The following is a 20406-nucleotide window of genomic DNA, read 5'->3' as shown; positions in this document are numbered from 1 at the left end:
GGCTGCGGCTGGCCGTACTGTTGACTTGGCCGCACCCATCCGATTTACACCGGACCAACAAATCCGGACCAAAACGGAACCAATTCCGATGCTTGAGAAGACCTACGACGCCAAATCAGTCGAACCCAGGATTGCCAAGGCCTGGGAAGATGCCGATGCCTTCAAGGCGGGTGCCGGCGCGCCGGAAGGTGCCGAGCCGTTCACCATCGTCATCCCGCCGCCCAACGTCACCGGTTCGCTGCACATGGGCCACGCGCTCAACAACACGCTGCAGGACATTCTCGTCCGCTTCGAGCGCATGCGCGGCAAGAACGTGCTGTGGCAGCCGGGCATGGACCATGCCGGCATCGCCACCCAGATGGTCGTCGAACGCAAGCTGATGGAAAAGCAGATCCATCGCCGTGACCTGACCCGCGAGCAGTTCGTCGACAAGGTCTGGGAGTGGAAGGACGAATCCGGTGGCATGATCTTCAACCAGCTGAAGCGGCTGGGTGCATCCTGCGACTGGTCGCGTGAGCGTTTCACCATGGACGAGGGCCTGTCCAAGGCCGTCGTCGAGGTGTTTGTCACGCTGCACAAGCAGGGCCTGATCTACAAGGACAAGCGCCTTGTGAACTGGGATCCGAAGCTTCTGACCGCGATCTCCGATCTCGAGGTCGAGCAGCATGAGATCAACGGCAATCTCTGGCACTTCCGCTATCCGGTCGAAGGCGAGGTCTACGATCCGGAGAACCCTGCTACATACATCACGGTCGCGACCACGCGGCCCGAGACGATGCTCGGCGACACCGCGGTTGCCGTTCACCCCGGCGACGAACGTTATGCCGCGCTGGTCGGCAGACACGTCATCCTGCCGATCGTCGGCCGCAAGATCCCGATCGTCGCCGACGAATATTCCGATCCGGAAAAGGGTTCGGGCGCGGTCAAGATCACGCCTGCGCACGACTTCAACGATTTCGAGGTCGGCAAGCGCCACAACCTGCCGCAGATCAACATCCTGACTGTCGAAGCCAACATCAACATCGTCGACAACGAGGAGTTCCTCGAAGGCGTCGAACGCACCGAGATGCGCGATGCTGTGTGGGCCCAGTTGCATGGCCTCGACCGTTTCGCGGCGCGCAAGCTCGTCGTCCAGATCATGGAAGAGGGCGGTTTCCTCGACAAGATCGAGCCGCACAAGCACATGGTGCCGCATGGCGACCGCGGCGGCGTTCCGATCGAGCCGTTCCTGACCGACCAGTGGTATGTCAACGCCGCCGAGATGGCCAAGCCTGCGCTGCGCTCGGTGCGCGAGGGCCGCACCAACTTCGTGCCGAAGAACTGGGAAAAGACCTATTTCGACTGGATGGAAAACATCCAGCCCTGGTGCGTGTCGCGCCAACTGTGGTGGGGCCATCAGATCCCTGCCTGGTATGGCCCCGACGGCCAGGTCTTCGTCGAACGTACTGAGGAAGAGGCGCTCGACGCGGCCATCCAGCACTATCTGGCGCTTGAAGGACCGTGGAAGGCTTGGGTCGAGGAGCAGCTCGAAAATTTCGAGCCGGGTAAGATCCTGACCCGCGACGAGGACGTGCTCGATACCTGGTTCTCGTCAGCGCTGTGGCCGTTCTCGACACTCGGCTGGCCCGACAAGACGCCGGAACTCGACACCTACTACCAGACCGACGTGCTGGTGACCGGCTTCGACATCATCTTCTTCTGGGTCGCCCGGATGATGATGATGGGCCTGCATTTCATGGAGGAAGAGCCGTTCCATACGGTCTATGTGCATGCGCTGGTTCGTGACAAGAACGGCCAGAAGATGTCGAAGTCGAAGGGCAACGTCATCGACCCGCTCGAACTGATCGACGAGTATGGCGCCGACGCGCTGCGCTTCACGCTGGCGATCATGGCGGCGCAAGGCCGCGACGTGAAGCTGGATCCTGCCCGCATCGCTGGCTACCGCAACTTCGGCACCAAGCTGTGGAACGCCACGCGTTTTGCCGAGATGAACGGCGTCGCGCGCAACGATGAATTCTGGCTCAACGACGCCAAAGTCACCGTCAACCGCTGGATCCTGACCGAACTGACCCGCGCCACGCGCGAGGTGACGGCGGCCATCACCACCTACCGCTTCAACGAGGCGGCGGGCGCGGCCTACCGCTTCGTCTGGAACACCTTCTGCGACTGGTATCTCGAACTGCTCAAGCCGATCTTCATGGGCGACGACGAGGCCGCCAAGGCCGAAAGCCAGGCGGTCGCGGCCTTCGTGCTCGACGAGATCTACAAGATGCTGCATCCGATGATGCCGTTCATGACCGAGGAACTGTGGGCGCATACAGCAGGCGAGGGCAAGGAGCGCACGTCGCTGCTGTGCCACGCTGCATGGCCCGCGCCCGACTTCGAGGACGTGGGCGCAGCAGCTGAGATCAATTGGCTCGTCGACCTAGTCAGCGGCATCCGCTCGGTGCGTTCGGAGATGAACGTGCCGCCGGCGGCAATCGCGCCGCTGGTCTTCGTTGGTGCCAATGACGTGACGCTGGAGCGTCTGAAGCGGCACCAGTCGGCTATCGCCCGGCTGGCCCGTGTCGGCGAGATCACGCATGAGGCGACAGCGCCCAAGGGCGCTGCCCAGATCGTTGCCGGCGAAGCCACCGCCTGCCTGCCGCTCGGCAGCCTGATCGATCTCAGCGCCGAAGCCGCGCGCCTGCAGAAAGAGCTTGCCAAGACGACGGAAGAGATCGCCCGGCTGCACAAGAAGCTGTCGAACGAGAAGTTCGTTGCTTCCGCGCCCGAAGAGATCGTCGCCGCCGAGCGCGAGAAGCTCGAGGACTACCGCCGGACGCAGGAAAAACTCGACACCGCATTGTCCCGCGTCCGCGACGCCGGCTGACGATTCGAAGGTCAAAACCTGCCGCGCGATGACGTGGCGGCAGGTTTTGCTTGTGCTGCCAGAAACGGCATGCCGCTGCGTAAATTGTGGCCAATGTAACTATTTTGCGCCCGATTGTTGCCATAATGTAACAAGCCTCCAAAACAGCCCGATTTCGGGCTGTTTTTGCATTCCGGTTCCGGATTTCCTTGGAGATTCAGGGTTGATTGATGCGGATTTGGCTAAAATTGACGTTTGCGTAAGCGGAAGCTGATGACCCTCGTCATGCCACCGCCATGGGGCGGCCATCGTTTGCAAAAAATCAATGTTGCGTGAGCAGGCTGAATTCGTTCAATTCTCGTCACGAGGCATTCGGGAGAGGACCACCATGAACATTTCGCGTCTCAAAGCGCTGCTGGGGGCAACGGCGCTGACGATCGTTGCGGCAGGCGCAGCCCAGGCCGGCGGCTTTTCGCGCGGCACGGCCGATACGGACATCCTGTTTGAGCAGGGCAACTTTAACCTGCGTACCAGCGTTGTCGTGGTCAAGCCGCACCGCGAATTCACCGTCAACGGTTACGCCGACGGTACCCGCTATAACTTTGCAGACACCTATGTTGTCCCGTCGGCGGCTGTGAAGTTTAAGTTTTTCGACCAGCTGTCCTGCGCAGGAACAGTGAGCCAGCCGTATGGCGGCGGCGTGACCTATCGCTTCCCGGGCAATGGAACGCTGGCGAAGCTCGAAGAAGATTTTACGGTCACGGAATACGGCGCCACCTGCGCGTTCAAGTATGAGTTGGGCAAGGGAAGCCTATCGTTTCTCGGCGGGCTTTTTGTCGAAAACGTTGACTACACTCTGCTTGGCGGCAGCGGTACCGTTTCAGTTAAGCTGAAGGACAACGATATCGGTTGGCGCGCTGGACTTGCATACGAAATTCCGGAAATCGCACTGCGGGCTCAATTGATGTACCGCTCCGGTACCGATGTGGCAGCAGAGGGTACGACCAACGGAGCGCCAGTTGCGCAGGGCTTTGCGGAGCTTCCCCAGAGCGTTGAGTTGAAGGTTCAGTCCGGCATCGCTCCAGGTTGGCTCGCATACGGTAGTGTGAAGTGGACAGACTGGTCGGTGAATGAGCGACTTTTGCTTGTTCTAAACAAGTTCAATCCCGGCCCCACCACTCGGGTTAATACCTATAATTGGCAGGACGGCTGGACGGTCACGGGCGGTATCGGCCACGCCTTCACCGATGCGATCTCCGGCACGGTCTTTGCGACCTGGGATCGTGGTGTCGGCACCGGCTGGGATCTTCAGAGCGACACCTATACGGTCGGCGCTGGTGTTTCGATGAAGGACAAGATCGGCGGCGAACTGCGCGCCGGCCTCGGTCTGTCTTATCTGACTGCCGCTACCGAAGATAAGTACAGCCTTGCTGTGCCGGCCAACAACCCGGCATTTGGCTTCAATCGTGCCGTCGGCAACGACTGGTCCGTCGCCGTCTCTGCTGGCTACAGCGTGAAGTGGTAAGCTTCACAATCTGATCAAGAAAAGCCGGGCCTCGTGCCCGGCTTTTTTGTGCGCCGTCACCGACCCGCGCGTTTCCGTTTTAGAAACCATGGCGCGGCAAGTCGGCAACAGTTGTGACGATTCGGCAACACTTTTTAATCAAGCTATCGGCTAAGGAACATGACGGGGACATTGCCAATTTCCCGCCATAAACCCGGCGCACCTCGAATAGGTCTTCGGACCAGCGCCCGGTTTCGGGACGTTGGCAATGGAAACCATCAGCAAGGCCGCGGTTGCGCGGCAGGAACAGAAATGAACGCCAAGGCGACCTTCATGGCCAAGCTGCCCAGCCGTCGAAAGACGGCCGCATCGGCCTTTGGGCGCCGCTTTTCCTGCCGTGCTCCGAGTGTTCGCGCTGCCGGGGGAAGTATTGGCGCTGCCAAACACTCCGCTGGCGCGCCTGCGCAGTTGGCGGCCGATCACGATTTCTTGCAACGCCTTGGCCGTAGTTTGGTCGAAAACAACGCGCATCTTGATGTGATCGATGTCGTGGACCTGGCGCAGATGGCTGCAGAGGCTTGCCTGGCGCGGTCCGACAGCGAAAGCGTGGAGAGGGCAAAAGAGTGGAATCCGGGCCCGGCCGAAAAGCCGGGCACGATCTGGAATTGTGTCCAAGCCGCAGGGCGAGGCCACGGTCACCCACCAAGGTGGGCGGAAGAAACGTACTGGTATGCGCATATCTGAGTTGGTAAGAGCATCAGCCTTTTCGGCGCTTGTCGCGGTCTCCCTGTTGGGCGCCGCAGGCGAGGCGCTGGCGTTCGACGACAAGGTGTTTGACGACAAGACCGGCGTGAAGCCGGAATCGAACCCGTGGGCTGTGTTCCAGTTCGGCTTCTCCGCCTACAAGAGCGGTCACAAGGACCAGGCCGTCGAGGCCTATCGTTACGCTGCCGAAAACGGCCAGATCGGCGCCACCTGGAAGCTCGCGCGCATGTATGCCGAAGGCGACGGCGTCGCCCAGGACGATTACGAGGCCTTCAAGTTCTTCACCGAGATCGCCGAGCAGGACGTCGAGCCCGGCTCGCCTGAGGAGAGCTACGTCTCCGACGCGCTGGTGGCACTCGGTGGCTACATGAAGGAAGGCATTCCGGGCAGCCCGGTCTCGGCCAACCCCGTCGCCGCGCAGGAATATTACATGCGCGCCGCCGCCAACTACCGCAATGCCAATGCCCAGTACGAGATGGGCAAGATGTTCCTCAAGGGCGACGGCGGCGTGAAGGCTTCGGTCAAGCAGGCCGGCCGCTGGCTGCAACTGGCGGCGGAAAGGGCCATGCCGGCGCGCAGGCGACGCTTGGCAACCTGTTGTTCCAGAGCGGTAAGGTCGTTCGCGGCCTCGCCATGATGACGGCCGCGCTCGAGCGCGCCCAGCCCTCCGACCAGCCCTGGATCCGCGGCATGCAGGAAGAGGCATTTGCCTTGGCCGACGAATCCGATCGCCGTACGGCGATCTCGCTTGCCGAAGACATCCTGACCAAGGGCAACCAGTAGCTTGCCTTTCCGGCGAGGTTAAGATCGTCTCACATCACGACTGGGTGGGCTTCCAGAGGTCGATTTATGGGGCGGTTGAAGATTGGCGACATAGTAGAAATTGGAACGCTTCAGGGAACGGCCTATGCCGTTCTTACCCATAAGCATGCTCAATATGGCCCGCTCATTCGGGTTCTGGGGAAAATTCATGAAGATCGCCCCAGCGATGCCGCCGAGATTTTGGCGCATGACGTCCAGTTCTCGTGCTTCTTTCCACTTGGCGCTGCTGTTGCCAGAAAGCTCGTATCAGTCGTTGGGACAGTGCCGTTGCCAGCCAAGCTCGCAACTTTCCCTGTCTTTCGTACGGGCGTTGTTGATCCGGCAACGGGCAAGGTTCGGGTATGGTGGTTCTGGGACGGAACGACCGAATGGGCTGTCGGCGAGATCACGACAGAGCAACGCCAGATGCCAATCCGCGGCGTCTGGAACGATGCACTCCTGGTCGAACGGCTGTTGGCAGGTTGGACTGCCGAATCCGACCCGACATAGATGGCCTCAAGTCGGTCGGCACCCATCTCGACTAGACGTCTAGATTCAGGTGACGGGCCTCTCACGCCGCCTGAAGGCTGAGGTCGATCGCCACCGGCACGTGGTCGGACGGCTTTTCCCAGGCACGTACATGCTTTTCGATCGAGGCCGAGGCGAAGCGGTTGGCGGCTTCCGGCGACAGCAGCAGATGATCGATGCGAATGCCGTTGTTCTTCTGCCAAGCACCGGCCTGGTAGTCCCAGAACGTGTAGACGTCGCGCTGGTCGGTGACCGAGCGCACCGCTTCGGTGAAGCCGAGATTCACCAGCCGGCGGAAAGCCTGCCGCGTCTCGGGCTGGTACAGCGCATCGCCCAGCCACATCTCGATGTTGCGGGCGTCGATGGCTTCGGGAATGACGTTGTAGTCGCCGGCAAGCACGAGCGCCTCTTCCAGTGCCAGCCGCTCTGCCGCCCAGCGCTCCAGCCGCGCCATCCATGACAGCTTGTAGGGGAACTTCTCTGTGCCGACGGGATTGCCGTTGGGCAGATAGAGCGACACCACGCGCAAAACGCCCTTGTCGGTCGAAAACACGCCTTCGATGAAGCGCGCCTGCTCGTCGGCATCATCGCCCGGCAGGCCGCGATTGACCTCGTCGAAGCGCAGCTTGGACAAGATGGCGACGCCGTTGAAGCCCTTTTGGCCGTGGGTTTCGACATTGTAGCCGAGCGCCTCGATCTCGAAGCGTGGAAAGCCTTCGTCGACCGTCTTGATTTCCTGCAGGCAGACAATGTCCGGATCGCTTTCCTTGAGCCAATGCACAAGGTTCTCGATACGGGCGCGGACACCGTTGATGTTCCAGGTGACGATCTTCATGAATTTCACGCGATGATTTCAAACAATTCTTGATAGCCTGCACGGCGGTTCCAGACGATCCTGCACCATCCCTTGGGAGAAGGGAACCGGTCCTCTTCGGCATTCTTCGGACCGGCTGGCAAAAGGGGAACAAATGCCATGTCCAACAGTACTCATCCTGTGGACGAGGTGCTTCCAGCGCCTCGCCTAGCTGCGCTCGGTATCCAGCACGTGCTGGTCATGTATGCCGGTGCAATCGCGGTGCCTCTCATCATCGGACGAGCCCTCAAGCTCGATCCGGAGCAGGTCGCGTTCCTGATCTCCGCCGATCTTTTCGTCTGCGGCCTCGTCACCATCATCCAGTCCTTCGGCGCGACCCAGTGGTTCGGCATCAAGCTGCCGGTCATGATGGGCGTGACCTTCGCTGCCGTCGGCCCGATGGTCGCCATGGCCAACGCCAACCAAGGCCCCGACGGCGCCCGCATGATCTTCGGCGCCATCATCGGCGCCGGCATCGTGGCGTTCCTGATCGCGCCGCTGGTCAGCCGCATGTTGAGATTCTTTCCGCCCGTCGTCACCGGGACCATCATCGTCGTCATCGGCGCGTCCCTGATGCGCATCGGCATCAACTGGATCTTCGGCAACCCGGTCGGCCCGACGGCGCCCCGGCTGGTGGCGCCCGAGCATGCCGAATGGCTGAAGACCGTGACCGAGATGGCGGCTGCCACCGGCTCGACTATACCGCCGATCCCGGCCAAGCTGGCGCTCGCCGCAACTGCGCCAAACGCCGCCTATGCGCCGCTGGTCAATGTCGGCATCTCGGCGGTCGTGCTGCTGTCGATCCTGGTCATCGCCAAGTTTGGCAAGGGGTTTGTCGCCAACATCGCCGTGCTGCTCGGCATCCTCATCGGCGGTGTGCTTACCGCTTCACTCGGCATGATGCATTTCGACAAGGTCGCTTCGGCTGAGTGGTTCGAGCTGATCACGCCGCTGCGTTTCGGCATGCCGATCTTCGACCCGATCCTGATCATCACGATGGTGCTGGTGATGATCGTCGTCATGATCGAATCGACGGGCATGTTCCTGGCGCTTGGCGACATGACCGGCCGCAAGGTGAACCAGCCGATGCTGTCGGCGGGCCTGCGCACCGATGGCCTGGGCACCATCATCGGTGGCCTGTTCAACACCTTTCCCTACACCTCCTTCTCGCAGAATGTCGGCCTCGTCGGCGTCACCGGCGTCAAGAGCCGCTTCGTCTGCGTTGCCGGCGGCGCGATTCTGCTGATCCTGGGACTGGTGCCCAAGATGGGCGCGCTGGTCGAGGCGCTGCCGACGGTGGTGCTGGGCGGTGCGGGGCTGGTGATGTTCGGCATGGTGGCGGCGACCGGTATCCGCATCCTGTCCAATGTCGACTTCAAGACCAACCGCAACAATTTGTTCGTGGTCGCTGTTTCCATCGGCTTCGGCATGATCCCGCTCGTCGCCCCCGACTTCAAGATGTGGATGCCGCACGACATCCACCCGCTGATCGAGTCGGGCATTCTGCTGGCGTCGGTTTCGGCGGTGGTGCTGAACGCCTTCTTCAACGGCACCAAGGTCAATGAGGCCGAGATCCGCGAAGCGGCGATGGCGTCGGAAGCGTGAGCTTGCTAAAGAGAAGGGGCCGGAAAATGGCCCTTTCTCCACTTTTCACGTAGCAGCGGCTGCGCGCTTTTTGCCTGGCAACGTCATCGCGATCACGCCTGATATGACACAGATCAGGCCGATGCCAGCGGTTGTGGTGACGGTCTCGCCGAGGAAGACGACCCCGATCGCCACCCCGATCGGCACGCGGATGTAAGCCTGTGCCGTCGTACCAACCGAGCCAAGCGTGTGGATCAGCCTGAAGTAGATCGCGAAGGCGAGTGCGGTCGAAAACACCGAAAGCGCGAGCAAAGCCAGCGTCGAGTCAGTCGAGGGGCTGAGTGTCCATGGCCGGTCGACGATGATGCTGACAGGCAGCAGGATCACCGCACCGCAGATCAGCGAACCGGCAGCCGGCAGCATCGGATCGAGCCCCTTGAAGCTCTTGCCGAAGATCGCTGCACCGGCATAGCAGATGGTTGCGGCGACAACGGCAAGCTGCGCCCACAACTGGTCGCCGAGCCCGCCCAGGGCCTGCATGCCGATGATCAGGCAGGTGCCTGCGAGGCCAGCGATCACGCCGAACAGCTTGCGCGCTGTCACCAGCTCGTGGCGGGTGATCAGTACGGTGAGCAGGAATGCGAAGATCGGTGTCATCGAGTTCAAGATCGCCGCGAGCCCGGCATCGATGCTGCGTTCGGCCCAGGCAATCAGCGTGAACGGAATCGCGCTGTTCAGGCAGGCTTGGAACAGGAACTTTCCCCAGGTCGCGGCATCCTTCGGTAGGTGCAAGCCGCGCCAGCGGATGACCACCAAGAGAATCAAGCCGGCAATCAGCGTGCGCACAGCGATCAGGGTAATCGGCGGAATGGTCTCCACACCGATCTTGATGAAGGTGTAGGAGGCGCCCCACAGCGTTGCCAGCAACAAAAGCAGGGCAAGTTCAGTGGTCGTGTTGGTCTTGGCTGGCATGGCGCGTCCCGATGGATTGAACCAGGCCGTTCTAGCGCGGACTCTTCATGCGATGTTTCGATCGCTGTCGAAGTGTCAGGGTGAAAATCATCCCCTACTTTCGCTCGACCAGCCCGATCGTATTGCCAGCCGGGTCCTTCAGGAAGGCCATCCATTCGGATTCGCCGGCGGGGCCGAATTCACCGGCCGCATCGCGGTGGACAAGCGTCGGCGCCGTGGTGAAGGCGACGCCGTTGTCGGAGGCGGTTTCGTAGAAGGCGTCGAGGTCGTCCATGTCGAGATAGACTGTCGCTTGCGGTATGCCGCCGGTGAAGAACAGCCTGATGCCGCCGACGATGATGAAGGCGATGCCGGGCGGGTCGTAGCGGGCATGAACGGGAAGGCCGAAGACGTCGAGCCAGAAGGCGAGCGTTGCGTCGATGTCGCGACCGGCCGAAAGCGCCACCTGACGGAGCGCTTGCGGCCGGCGCATGGCTAGACGGAGAAACTGGTGCCGCAGCCGCAGCCGGCGACCGCGTTGGGGTTCTTGATCTGGAACGACTGGCCCATCAGGTCGTCGACGAAATCGACGACTGAGCCGCCCATGTAGATCAGCGACATGTCGTCGACGAGCAACGTCGCGCCATCGCGCTCGATGGCGACGTCGTCGTCATTGCGGCCTTCGACGAGGTCGAATTTGTAGGAAAAACCGGAACAGCCGCCACCTTCAACCGAGATTCGCAGCGCGATCTTGCCGGGATCGCCGGCGACGATCTTGGCTATCCGCTTGGCCGCGGCTTCGGTCATGTCGACCTTCATGGCAGTCTTGGCATCAGCGCCCATCGGCGTCACCTTGCTTTCGGTTTCTTATGATAGGTATGAAGCCACCTGTAGCAAGTCAACAGGTGGGGAGTATGGCAGGCGAACGGCAACTTGGCGATATCGGCTTCGGCTACCGGCCGCGCGCTGCCCATGCCTGCGACCCCGCGCATTCGCGCGGGCGCTTGTTTGACGAGGTCGAGAGCCCGACGCGCACGCCGTTCCAGCGCGACCGTGACCGCATCATCCATTCGACAGCCTTCCGTCGGCTCAAGCACAAGACGCAAGTGTTTGTCGCCCATGAAGGTGATCATTTTCGCACGCGGCTGACGCATACGATCGAAGTCGCCCAGATTGCCCGTGCTCTGGCGCGCGCGCTGCGCTGCGACGAGGATCTCGCCGAAGCGATCGCCCTGGTCCATGATTTCGGCCACACGCCGTTCGGCCATACCGGCGAGGATGCGCTGAACGACAAGATGGCGGCCTGGGGCGGCTTCGACCACAACGCCCAGTCGTTGCGCGTAGTGACGCGGCTCGAGAGCCGCTATGCCGAGTTCGACGGGCTCAACCTGACCTGGGAAACGCTGGAGGGGCTGGTCAAGCACAATGGTCCGCTGACCGACGCCAGCGGCAAGGGGCTGAAGGGGCCGGTGCCGCAGGCGATCCGCGACTATTCGGAACTGCATGACCTCGAACTCGACCGTTTCGCCAGCCTTGAGGCGCAGTGTGCAGCCATTGCCGACGACATCGCCTACAACACCCATGACATCGACGACGGGTTGCGCGCTGGCCTTTTGACACTCGACATGCTCGACGGCGTCGGCCTGCCGGCACAGATTTTGCGCGGCGTACGCGCGCGCTATCCGGCGCTCGACGCGATGCGCACCGGCCATGAACTGATGCGCCGGCAGATCACCATCTTCGTCGAGGACGTGATTTCCACCGCCGCCGCGCGCATCGCCCGTCTGGCGCCGCAGAGTGCTGACGAGGTGAGGGCGGCGGGCGAGGCGATGGTGACCTTCTCGGAGGAGATCGCAGCGTCGGAGAAGGAGCTGAAGACCTTTCTCTACCGCAACATGTATCGCCATTCAGACGTGATGCGGGTGCGGGCTGATGCCGACCGCATAGTGCGCGACCTGTTCGACGCCTATTACGCGGATCCACGTGCCATGCCCGAGGGCTGGCGCGAGGGCCTCGACAGGGCAGAGGATCGCATCAAGGCACGCGCCGTTGCCGATTTCCTGGCCGGCATGACCGATACCTACGCGGTTAAGGAACACCGACGCTTGTTTGACCATACGCCCGATTTGAGTTAGGCCGAGCGCAATTTCCGGCATATTTTGCCGGTTGCCATGCAATGCCAGCCAGAGCCGAGCACATGAACATTTTCGCCGATTTCAGCGAGCGGATTACCAAAGCCGTCGAAGCGCTTGAATTGACTCCTAAAGATGGCGGCGTGCTCGATCTCACGCGCATTGCCGTCGAGCCGCCGCGCGATGCAACTCATGGCGATCTCGCGACCAACGCGGCAATGGTGCTGGCCAAGCCCACCGGGCAGAACCCGCGCGCGCTGGCCGAACGCCTCGTGGCCGAGCTTGCCAAGGACGCCGATGTGGCCAAGGCCGAGGTTGCCGGGCCCGGTTTCGTCAACCTCAAGCTTCACGACGGTTTCTGGCACAAGCATCTGGCCGATCTTTTGTCGCGCGGCACCGACTATGGCCGTTCCGGCTTTGGCAACAAGAAGCGCGTCAATGTCGAATATGTCTCGGCCAATCCGACCGGGCCGATGCATGTCGGCCATTGCCGCGGTGCGGTTGTCGGCGACGCGCTTGCCAACATCCTCGGCTTCGCCGGCTACGACGTGACCAAGGAATATTACATCAACGATGCCGGTGTGCAGATCGACGTGCTCGGCCGCTCGGTGATGCTGCGTTATCGCGAAGCGCTGGGCGATGAGATCGGCGAGATCCCTGCCGGCCTCTACCCGGGCGACTACCTCGTACCGGTCGGCCAGGCGCTGGCCAAGGAATTCGGCCGCGACCTGCTGCAGAAGCCGGAAGACGAGGCGCTGTCGATCATCAAGGATCGCACCATCGATGCGATGATGGTGATGATCCGCGAGGATCTGGCGCTGCTCAACGTGCGCCACGAGGTGTTCTTCTCCGAGCGCACGCTGCACGCCGACAATGCCAAGGCGATCCGCTCGGCGATCAGCGACCTGACGCTGAAGGGCCACATCTACAAGGGCAAGCTGCCGCCGCCCAAGGGCGAGAAGCCGGACGACTGGGAAGATCGCGAGCAAACCCTGTTCCGCTCGACCGAGGTCGGCGACGATATGGACCGGCCGCTGGTCAAGTCCGATGGCGCCTTCACCTATTTCGCCGCCGACGTCGCCTATCTCAAGGACAAGGTCGACCGCGGCTTCGACGAACTGGTGTTCGTGCTGGGCGCCGACCATGGCGGCTACGTCAAACGCATGGAAGCCTTGGCGCGCGCCGTCACCGACGGTGCGGTCAAGCTCGACGTGCTTTTGTGCCAGCTGGTCAAGCTGTTCCGCGACGGCGAGCCGGTGCGCATGTCGAAGCGGGCAGGGGAATTCATCACCTTGCGCGAGGTCGTCGAGGAGGTTGGCCGCGACGCCATCCGCTTCATGATGCTCTACCGCAAGAGCGATGCACCGCTCGACTTCGATTTCGCCAAGGTGACCGAGCAATCCAAGGACAATCCGGTGTTTTATGTGCAGTACGCTTCGGCGCGCTGCCACTCGGTGTTCAGGCAGGCCAGGGAACAGCTCGGCCGGGCGGAGTTCGCGCGTGCCGGCCTGATCGGCGCTGTCGAACGGCTGGCCGACGAAGGCGAAATCGCGCTCGTCAAGAAGCTTGCCGAGTATCCGCGCCTGATCGAATCGGCTTCCCAGTCGATGGAGCCGCACCGGTTGGCTTTCTACCTCTATGACCTTGCCAGCACCTTCCACGGACACTGGAATCGCGGCACCGACAACCCCGACTTACGGTTTGTTAAGGTTAACGATCCAGAATTGACCTATGCCAGACTCGGGCTGGTGCAGGCTGTTTCGGACGTTTTGACGTCAGGCCTGGCGTTGATCGGAGCGGATGCGCCGACCGAAATGCGCTAGGTTTCCGGAGCTGAATGTCACCTTTTGCCCACATTGCGCTGGTAAGGGCCAACCTTACGCGACGTTCATTGCGTCCGAAAAAAGTGCGAGAGTTCGGGAAAAAAGAATGGCAGACAGAACCCAGCTGAAGATCGCAGACAAGAATGATTTCGCCGACGAAGATCCCTTCGCCGAATTGACGAGGATCATGGGCTTCGATCCGCGCCAGCCCGTGGTGCGCCAGGATGTTGGTGCGCCCGCTGGCCGTGTCGAGCCGACTGTTGATGACGACTTCGGCATTGATCTGGAAAAGGAACTGCTTGGCGAACTGGCCGGCGACGATCTCGTCGCAGAGCCGGAGCAGGTTGCCTATGCGCAGGCAGATGAACCGGTCGCTTATGCACCGGTCGAAGCACCGGTAGCCTATGCGCCGGCTGAAGAGCCTGCCTTCGAGCGCGCTCGTGAGCCGGAGTTCGCCTCCGAAGCCTCGTTCGATGACGCGGTTGCGGCGAGCTTCGAAGATTTTTCGCTCGAAGACGAACTGCTTCGCCCGGAAGAGCCGGTCTATGCCGCAGCTCCGGCCTATGAGCCTGCGCCTGAAGTCAATTTTGCCCCGGAGCCCGCCTTCGCGCCTGAAGCCGATTTCGACGATGCGGTCGCAGCGTCGTTCGAGCAGGATTTTGCGATGGAAGACGAGTTGCTAGCGGCCGAAGAGCCTGTCGAGCCGGTCGCAGCTCCGGTTTCTTACGCAGCTCCAGTCGAGGTCGATCTCGATGCGGAATTCGACGTCGCTCTTGCCGATGTCGACATGGATTTCGCAGCCATTGATGACGCGAACGACAGCCTCGAGGCCGTTGCCGACGACCAGCTGACGCTGGGCGAATATCAGGCAACCGAGCCCGAGATTGAATTCTCGCATGCCGATCTGGTCGAGGAGCCGCAAGCGGTTGCAGCACCCGTCGCGCAGGCTCAGGACTACGATGAGTTCGAGCGCCGCCTGCAGGATGCGCTTCGTGATGAAGAGCCGACCTATGCGCCAGCGGTCGCTTATGCGGCGCCGGCCGTCGAGCCGGTCGTCGAAGCGCCCGCCCATGAACCCGAGGTCGCTCAAGTTGCTGCCCCGGTGGCCGCGGTTGAAGACAACAGCCTCGAAGATGAACTGAATGCGCTGCTTGGCACTATGAGCAGCCAGGCCAAGGCACTGTCGGAGCCGACGCCGCTTCGTGTCGTAGAGCCGGTTGCGGCCGAGCCTGAGCCAGCGTTTGCCAGCTCGCTGTGGGCACCCGAGCAGCCCGCCGAGGATGCGGCGCAAGCGTATGACGACACCGACTATGCGCCGTCCTACGACGCGCATCAGGTCGAGGAATTCGCAGCTGTCGAAGAATTCAGCTCCAATCCAGGCGGAAGCCGGCTATTCCGAGCCGAGCTACGACCACCAGGCCGACATCGACGTCAGCTTCGACGATGACGCCTTCGATATGGCTCTGGAGCGTAGTGCTGTAACTGAGGTCGCCGAAGTCATTGCGCCTGTCACAGCAGTCGCTGCTGCCGCTCCGATGCGCCCGCTGGCCGCCTCGCGTTATGAGCAGGCTCGCAACTGGGGCCTGGGCACCCCGGTCGCGCCGCGTGCAGCCGTCGAAACGCAGTCGAGCTATCAGCCGGAAACGATCCACAAGCCGGAAGCCTATGTCCCGGTCGCCCCGACCTATGTCGCGCAAGCCGAGCCTGAGGCCTATGTGCCTGAAGCTTATGCGCAGGCCGAGCCTGAAGCGTATGTGCATGCGACGGAGCCTGTTGTCGACCCGGACGATCTGGAAGCCGAGCTTTTCGCGGCCGTTTCCTCCTTTGACGACGCGCCCGACATCGAGACTGTCGATGTGCCGGAAAAGGCCGTCGCTCTGGCCGACGATCTCGACATTCCCGAGCTGTCGTTCGAGGACGACGCGCCGCCGGCGCCAGCCTATGACGATCTCGATGGCGACTTCTCGAACCTGATGAACGAGATGAATGCGCCTGATGCCAGCAAGCAGGCCGCTTCGTCGAGCTACGCCGCGAACCCCTACGCCACCGGCTTCGATCGCAAGACCTTGCGCGATGGCGACGCGTCGCAGCCAATCGAATTGGCAGGCGCTGCCGCAGCGGGTGCGGCTGCGATGTATGCCGTCCGCCAGCAGCAAGGTGACCTGGGTGGCTTCGATCTCGGCGCCACGCAGCACGGCCAGGCCAACGCGCCGCGCCAGCAGGATGACGAGTTCGATTTTGACCCCGATTTCGATGAAGCGATGGAAGCGCTGCCCGGTTCGCAGGCTCCCCGCCCAGCGCGTCGCGGCATGATGATCGCAGCGATCGTTGGTACGGTCGCGATTGTCGGTGGTCTCGGTGCCTTTGCGCTGTCGTTTGGCGGCGACGAGGGCGCTGGCGCGCCTGTCATCGTCAAGGCCGACGATAGCCCGATCAAGATCAAGCCGGAAAACCCCGGCGGCATGACCGTGCCGAACCAGGACAGCAAGGTCTATGACCGTGTCGCAGGTGGCGCCACCAATGGTGCCCCCGCACAAGACAAGCTTGTCACCAATGCCGAGGAACCGGTCGACCTGGCTGCACAGGATGCCGAGGCGAACGTTCCCGAAAACCTGCCGCTCAACGAAGACGACGTCGCCGCCGAACCGACTGCAAAGTCGGAAGAGCGCGTCGCGCAGACGGCCCAGGCCGACCAGCCCGACGCCAGCACCGAGACGGCTGCCGTTGCGCCGCGCAAGGTTCGCACCATGGTGGTGAGGCCTGATGGCACGCTGGTGCCGCGTGAAGAGCCGGCTCCCGCTGCCGTTGCCGCTGCCGAGCCTACCGATCCGGCACCGCAGCGCGTTGCCGAGCCGGCAAGCGAAGCCACTGGCACCGTGCCGGCCCAGCCGGCGCTTGCGCCTGTCGCCAAGCCGGTCCAGTCGGCCAACACGCCGTCCATGGCGCCGATCGCGCCACAGCGCCCGTCCGAACAGCCGGTCGATGTCGTCGGCGAGGTCAAGCCCGACCAGGTGGCTGCCGTCGCCCCGTCGGCACCGACAACGGCCGTGGCTTCCGGTGCCTGGGCAATGCAGATTGCCTCGCAGCCGAGCGAAGCCGCTGCAAAGTCGACCTATGCGGATCTCTCCCGCCGCTATGGCAGCGTGCTCAACGGTCGCGAGGTCAGCATCGTCAAGGCCGAGATCGCCGGCAAGGGCACGTTCTGGCGCGTTCGCGTGCCGGCTGGCACCCGCAACGATGCGGTCAGCCTGTGCGAAAGCTACAAGGCAGCCGGTGGCAACTGCTTCGTTTCGAAGTAAGCCATCAAGCTCCAGGTTCAGAAAACGGCGCAGCCTGGCTGCGCCGTTGTCGTTTGTAGGTCCTGGAAAGCGGGCCGATTCTATCGCGGGCCAAAAGGCGCTAAGCTACCGCACATGACCGAATCACCGCCTGACACCTTGAATGCGAGGCTTTCTGGGGATTACCGGGCAAAGGCTGCGGCAATCCTTGCGGCGGGTACCGATCTTGTCCTTCATTGCGATAGAGCTGCCGGCACGTCGCGGGAGCGTGCCGAGAAGGCGTTGCAGGCGGAATTCGGACACTATTTCGAGGCAGTTGCATAGCCTCTCAAGGAGAAGGCACGGATTTGGCGGAAGCATTGGAAAGCAAGGCGCAAAAGCCAGCACCGATGGACCGTCTGTGGGCGGAGAACGCTGACGACCGCATGACCGACGATCCCTCGCTGGTCGTTGACGTTGCCGGCTTCGAAGGCCCGCTTGATCTCCTGCTGCATCTCGCCCGCAGCCAGCGCGTCGACCTGTCCCGCATTTCGATCCTGGCGCTTGTCGAGCAGTACCTGATTTTCGTGTCGCAGGCGCGGGCGCTGAGGCTGGAGCTCGCCGCCGACTATCTGGTCATGGCGGCATGGCTCGCTTTCCTCAAGTCGAAGCTCCTGATCCCCAAGCTGCCGGGCGACGAGGGCGAGAGCGGCGAAGAACTGGCCGCCGTGCTGCAGTTCCGGCTGAAGCGGCTGGAAGCGATGCGCGATGCTGCTTCGCGGCTGGTCAACCGCAACCGGCTCGGCCGAGATGTTTTCCAGCGCGGCGCGCCGGAACTGGTCATCATCGACAAGCGCAACGAGTATTCGGCATCGTTGTTTGACCTATTGAGCGCCTATGCCGGCCAGCGCCAGCGCCAGGCCATCACCAACGTGCAAATCGCCAAGCGCGGCGTCTGGTCGCTCAAACAGGCACGCGACATCCTGACCCGCATGGTCGGCGAATTGAAGGACTGGACCGCGCTCGATCATTTCCTGCTGCGCTACATGACCGGCCCGGAAGAGCGCGCAACGGCGATTGCCAGTTCATTTGCCGCGAGCCTGGAAATGGTCCGCGACGGAAGTGTCGAAATCCGCCAACACGCGCCGTTCGCGCCGATCTACCTGCGTGAACGCCAGCCCGCGGCCCTGCAGACCGAAGGTGTGCCATGACCGAAGGATCAAACGTCGTCCCATTTTCCCTTGACGACGAGGATGGCGAGAGCGTCGAACGCAACCCGGCGGCCCGGCTGCATCTGGCCGAAGCGGTGCGCATGGCGGAAGCGATCGTTTTTGCCAGCGCCGAGCCGGTAAGCGAGCGGCAACTGGTGTCGCGCCTGCCCGAAGGTATCGATGTTCCCGCCGCGATGGCCGAACTGCAGCGCATCTACGAGCGCCGTGGCGTCAATCTCGTCAAGGTCGCGGATTCATGGGCCTTCCGCACCGCCGGCGACCTCGCTTTCTTGATGAGCCGCGACACCATCCAGCAGAAGAAGCTGTCGCGCGCCGCCCTCGAAGTGCTGTCGGTGATTGCCTACCACCAGCCGGTAACCCGCGCCGAGATCGAGGATATCCGTGGCGTCGAGACCTCCAAGGGCACGCTCGACACGCTGATGGAAACCGAATGGGTGCGCATGCGCGGCCGCCGCAAGACGCCGGGCCGGCCTGTCACCTACGGCACCACTGACAAGTTCCTCGATCATTTCGGGCTGGAGGAGGTGCGTGACCTGCCTGGCATGGAAGAACTCAAGGGGGCAGGGCTGTTGTCGTCGCGCATGCCGCCGGGCTTCTCGGTGCCGCTGCCACCGTCCGATCCGGACCTGCTCACCGATGACGAGGATCCGCTCACCGACATCGACCTCGAAGAGCTTGGTCTGTTGACACCCCGCGTCACAGATGATTGACCGGCGCCGGTGTGGAACCGGCACCCGGAGGTCCATCCTGTGACGACCATTCAAGCCAAGACGGCATCCCGCGTGACCGCGGGCGTGACTTTTGCCGCGCGTCTGGCCTTTGAGAACATCCGCCATTCCTTCGCCAATGGTGCGGAAACATTGCGCGACGTCAGCCTTGCCGCCGAGCCGGGCGAGGTCTTGTGCCTGCTCGGCCCGTCGGGGTCGGGCAAGACGACGCTGCTCAGGATCGCTGCCGGCATCGAGGCGCAGGCATCGGGCAGGGTGCTGCTGAATGGCAAGGAAATCGCTGGTCCCCAGGTGTTCTTGCCGCCTGAGCAGCGCTCGATCGGCCTGGTTTTCCAGGATTTTGCGCTGTTTCCGCACCTGACGATTCTCGACAATGTGCGTTTTGGCCTGACCGCGCTGTCGCGCGAGGAGGGCAAGCGCGAGGCGGTGATCGCGCTCGCCCGCGTCGGGCTCGCACATTATGCCGACAACTATCCGCATGCGCTCTCCGGTGGCGAACAGCAGCGCGTGGCGCTTGCGCGCGCGCTGGCGCCGCGCCCTGCGGTATTGCTGATGGACGAGCCATTCTCCGGCCTCGATTCGCGCCTCAAGGATTCGGTACGGGCCGAGACGCTGGCAATCCTGCGCGAAAGCCGGGCAACGGCGATCGTCGTCACCCACGATGCCGAAGAAGCCATGCGCATGGGCGACCGCATCGCACTGCTGAAGGATGGAAAGCTGGTACAGTCGGGCAGGGCGGACGACCTGTACCTGCGCCCGGCGAATCTGTTCGTCGCTGGCTTCTTCTCCGAACTCAACGTCTTTTCCTCAAGGGTTGTCGATGGTTATGCCGACACGCCGGTCGGCGAGGTTGAAACCGATATTGCCAACGGCGCGCAGGTCTCGGTGGCGGTCCGCCTGACCGGCATCGACGTCAGCGAAACGTCAGGCGAAACCCAGGCACGCATCGTTTCCAGGCGCTATCTCGGCGTCGTCGAATTGCTCGAGCTGGCGGTGCCAGGCGCGGAGACACCGGTAAGGGCGCGCATACGCTGCGGCGCTTTGTCCGCAAAAGCACGTGATATATGGCTGTCGCTTCGGAAAGCGGATGTTCTAGTGTTTGAATCCGGAAGCGAAAGAGCCTAGATCAATCGCAGGGAAACTGTTCAAGAGAGAGTTCAATGGGTTCGTTTTCAATCTGGCACTGGCTGATCGTCCTGGTCGTCGTGCTGCTGCTGTTTGGTCGTGGCAAGATCCCAGAGTTGATGGGCGACATGGCCAAGGGCATCAAGAGCTTCAAGAAGGGTATGTCGGACGACGAAGCCGATGACTCCAAGACGGTCGAGCATCGCAACGACGAGACCGTTAATTCGACCAAGGAAAAGGCCAGCAAGAGCTGAGGCCCTCATTCCTGATAC

The 20406-nt window shown here is 62.3% G+C and carries 17 protein-coding genes and 1 pseudogene; 14 read left to right on the top strand and 4 right to left on the bottom strand.

Annotated elements, in window-relative coordinates; translation table 11 throughout:
• Window positions 1-88 precede the first annotated feature (88 nt).
• From ACHMW7_RS18900 to ACHMW7_RS18880, 5 genes and pseudogenes are all read left to right on the top strand, one after another.
• The gene (locus ACHMW7_RS18900) at window positions 89-2872 is read left to right on the top strand and encodes a valine--tRNA ligase (protein ID WP_395447074.1); all 2784 of its coding nucleotides are present in this window, start codon (window positions 89-91) and stop codon (window positions 2870-2872) included.
• 367 nt (window positions 2873-3239) lie between these two features.
• On the top strand, window positions 3240-4376 hold the full coding sequence (locus tag ACHMW7_RS18895; RefSeq protein WP_395447073.1) for an outer membrane protein transport protein: 1137 nt from the start codon (window positions 3240-3242) through the stop codon (window positions 4374-4376).
• 291 nt (window positions 4377-4667) lie between these two features.
• Window positions 4668-5099 (top strand): hypothetical protein, encoded by a 432-nt coding sequence (locus ACHMW7_RS18890; protein ID WP_395447072.1) that lies wholly within the window; start codon window positions 4668-4670, stop codon window positions 5097-5099.
• A pseudogene (locus tag ACHMW7_RS18885) lies at window positions 5086-5903 on the top strand (tetratricopeptide repeat protein). Before ACHMW7_RS18890 ends, ACHMW7_RS18885 begins: the two are co-directional and overlap by 14 nt.
• Window positions 5904-5978: 75 nt before the next feature.
• A complete protein-coding gene (locus ACHMW7_RS18880) occupies window positions 5979-6431 on the top strand; it encodes a hypothetical protein (protein ID WP_395447071.1) in 453 nt (150 codons plus the stop codon).
• A gap of 61 nt (window positions 6432-6492) precedes the next feature.
• Here the strand turns inward: ACHMW7_RS18880 and xth are convergent, their stop codons facing one another.
• Window positions 6493-7284 carry an exodeoxyribonuclease III gene (gene xth, locus ACHMW7_RS18875; RefSeq protein ID WP_395451369.1) on the bottom strand — a complete coding sequence of 264 codons (792 nt, stop codon included), beginning with the start codon at window positions 7282-7284 and terminating at the stop codon, window positions 6493-6495.
• 138 nt (window positions 7285-7422) lie between these two features.
• Here xth and ACHMW7_RS18870 point away from each other — a divergent pair, with 138 nt between their 5' ends.
• Window positions 7423-8907: a nucleobase:cation symporter-2 family protein gene (locus ACHMW7_RS18870; RefSeq protein WP_395447070.1), complete on the top strand. Its 1485-nt coding sequence runs from the start codon at window positions 7423-7425 to the stop codon at window positions 8905-8907.
• A 45-nt stretch (window positions 8908-8952) separates the two neighbouring features.
• Here ACHMW7_RS18870 and ACHMW7_RS18865 read toward each other — a convergent pair whose 3' ends face one another.
• The 3 genes from ACHMW7_RS18865 to erpA all read right to left on the bottom strand — a co-directional run bounded on the left by ACHMW7_RS18865 (window position 8953) and on the right by erpA (window position 10680).
• A complete protein-coding gene (locus tag ACHMW7_RS18865) occupies window positions 8953-9858 on the bottom strand; it encodes a DMT family transporter (RefSeq protein WP_395447069.1) in 906 nt (301 codons plus the stop codon).
• Between the two features lie 94 nt (window positions 9859-9952).
• On the bottom strand, window positions 9953-10330 hold the full coding sequence (locus tag ACHMW7_RS18860; protein WP_395447068.1) for a VOC family protein: 378 nt from the start codon (window positions 10328-10330) through the stop codon (window positions 9953-9955).
• 2 nt (window positions 10331-10332) lie between these two features.
• Window positions 10333-10680: an iron-sulfur cluster insertion protein ErpA gene (gene erpA, locus ACHMW7_RS18855; RefSeq protein WP_395447067.1), complete on the bottom strand. Its 348-nt coding sequence runs from the start codon at window positions 10678-10680 to the stop codon at window positions 10333-10335.
• A gap of 71 nt (window positions 10681-10751) precedes the next feature.
• Between erpA and ACHMW7_RS18850 the strand changes: the two genes are divergently transcribed.
• The 8 genes from ACHMW7_RS18850 to ACHMW7_RS18815 all read left to right on the top strand — a co-directional run bounded on the left by ACHMW7_RS18850 (window position 10752) and on the right by ACHMW7_RS18815 (window position 20388).
• Complete coding sequence (locus tag ACHMW7_RS18850) at window positions 10752-11972, top strand: deoxyguanosinetriphosphate triphosphohydrolase (protein ID WP_395447066.1); 1221 nt, start codon at window positions 10752-10754, stop codon at window positions 11970-11972.
• A 62-nt stretch (window positions 11973-12034) separates the two neighbouring features.
• Window positions 12035-13792, top strand: a complete 1758-nt coding sequence (argS, locus tag ACHMW7_RS18845; RefSeq protein ID WP_395447065.1) for an arginine--tRNA ligase — start codon at window positions 12035-12037, stop codon at window positions 13790-13792.
• A 106-nt stretch (window positions 13793-13898) separates the two neighbouring features.
• Window positions 13899-15239, top strand: a complete 1341-nt coding sequence (locus ACHMW7_RS18840; RefSeq protein ID WP_395447064.1) for a hypothetical protein — start codon at window positions 13899-13901, stop codon at window positions 15237-15239.
• 10 nt (window positions 15240-15249) lie between these two features.
• A complete protein-coding gene (locus ACHMW7_RS18835) occupies window positions 15250-17091 on the top strand; it encodes an SPOR domain-containing protein (protein ID WP_395451368.1) in 1842 nt (613 codons plus the stop codon).
• Window positions 17092-17459: 368 nt separating this feature from the next.
• A complete protein-coding gene (locus ACHMW7_RS18830; protein WP_395451367.1) occupies window positions 17460-18260 on the top strand; it encodes a segregation and condensation protein A in 801 nt (266 codons plus the stop codon).
• Window positions 18257-18991, top strand: a complete 735-nt coding sequence (gene scpB, locus ACHMW7_RS18825; RefSeq protein WP_395447063.1) for an SMC-Scp complex subunit ScpB — start codon at window positions 18257-18259, stop codon at window positions 18989-18991. The genes ACHMW7_RS18830 and scpB overlap by 4 nt, the downstream gene beginning before the upstream one ends.
• Window positions 18992-19030: 39 nt before the next feature.
• The gene (locus ACHMW7_RS18820) at window positions 19031-20134 is read left to right on the top strand and encodes an ABC transporter ATP-binding protein (RefSeq protein ID WP_395447062.1); all 1104 of its coding nucleotides are present in this window, start codon (window positions 19031-19033) and stop codon (window positions 20132-20134) included.
• Window positions 20135-20169: 35 nt separating this feature from the next.
• Window positions 20170-20388 (top strand): twin-arginine translocase TatA/TatE family subunit, encoded by a 219-nt coding sequence (locus ACHMW7_RS18815; RefSeq protein WP_115732237.1) that lies wholly within the window; start codon window positions 20170-20172, stop codon window positions 20386-20388.
• Window positions 20389-20406: the final 18 nt, after the last annotated feature.

The organism is Aminobacter sp. UC22_36 (assembly GCF_044056035.1).
Lineage (GTDB): Bacteria > Pseudomonadota > Alphaproteobacteria > Rhizobiales > Rhizobiaceae > Aminobacter.
This window is presented reverse-complemented; position numbering and strand designations above follow the sequence as displayed.

Excerpts from the sequence above, each read along its gene's own strand:
- ACHMW7_RS18900 (WP_395447074.1), top strand. The coding sequence starts at position 89 with ATGCTTGAGAAGACCTACGACGCCAAATCAGTCGAACCCAGGATTGCC.
- ACHMW7_RS18895 (WP_395447073.1), top strand. The coding sequence starts at position 3,240 with ATGAACATTTCGCGTCTCAAAGCGCTGCTGGGGGCAACGGCGCTGACG.
- ACHMW7_RS18890 (WP_395447072.1), top strand. The coding sequence starts at position 4,668 with ATGAACGCCAAGGCGACCTTCATGGCCAAGCTGCCCAGCCGTCGAAAG.
- xth (WP_395451369.1), bottom strand. The coding sequence starts at position 7,284 with ATGAAGATCGTCACCTGGAACATCAACGGTGTCCGCGCCCGTATCGAG.
- ACHMW7_RS18870 (WP_395447070.1), top strand. The coding sequence starts at position 7,423 with ATGTCCAACAGTACTCATCCTGTGGACGAGGTGCTTCCAGCGCCTCGC.
- ACHMW7_RS18865 (WP_395447069.1), bottom strand. The coding sequence starts at position 9,858 with ATGCCAGCCAAGACCAACACGACCACTGAACTTGCCCTGCTTTTGTTG.
- ACHMW7_RS18860 (WP_395447068.1), bottom strand. The coding sequence starts at position 10,330 with ATGCGCCGGCCGCAAGCGCTCCGTCAGGTGGCGCTTTCGGCCGGTCGC.
- erpA (WP_395447067.1), bottom strand. The coding sequence starts at position 10,680 with ATGGGCGCTGATGCCAAGACTGCCATGAAGGTCGACATGACCGAAGCC.
- ACHMW7_RS18850 (WP_395447066.1), top strand. The coding sequence starts at position 10,752 with ATGGCAGGCGAACGGCAACTTGGCGATATCGGCTTCGGCTACCGGCCG.
- argS (WP_395447065.1), top strand. The coding sequence starts at position 12,035 with ATGAACATTTTCGCCGATTTCAGCGAGCGGATTACCAAAGCCGTCGAA.
- ACHMW7_RS18840 (WP_395447064.1), top strand. The coding sequence starts at position 13,899 with ATGGCAGACAGAACCCAGCTGAAGATCGCAGACAAGAATGATTTCGCC.
- ACHMW7_RS18835 (WP_395451368.1), top strand. The coding sequence starts at position 15,250 with ATGGCTCTGGAGCGTAGTGCTGTAACTGAGGTCGCCGAAGTCATTGCG.
- ACHMW7_RS18830 (WP_395451367.1), top strand. The coding sequence starts at position 17,460 with ATGGACCGTCTGTGGGCGGAGAACGCTGACGACCGCATGACCGACGAT.
- scpB (WP_395447063.1), top strand. The coding sequence starts at position 18,257 with ATGACCGAAGGATCAAACGTCGTCCCATTTTCCCTTGACGACGAGGAT.
- ACHMW7_RS18815 (WP_115732237.1), top strand. The coding sequence starts at position 20,170 with ATGGGTTCGTTTTCAATCTGGCACTGGCTGATCGTCCTGGTCGTCGTG.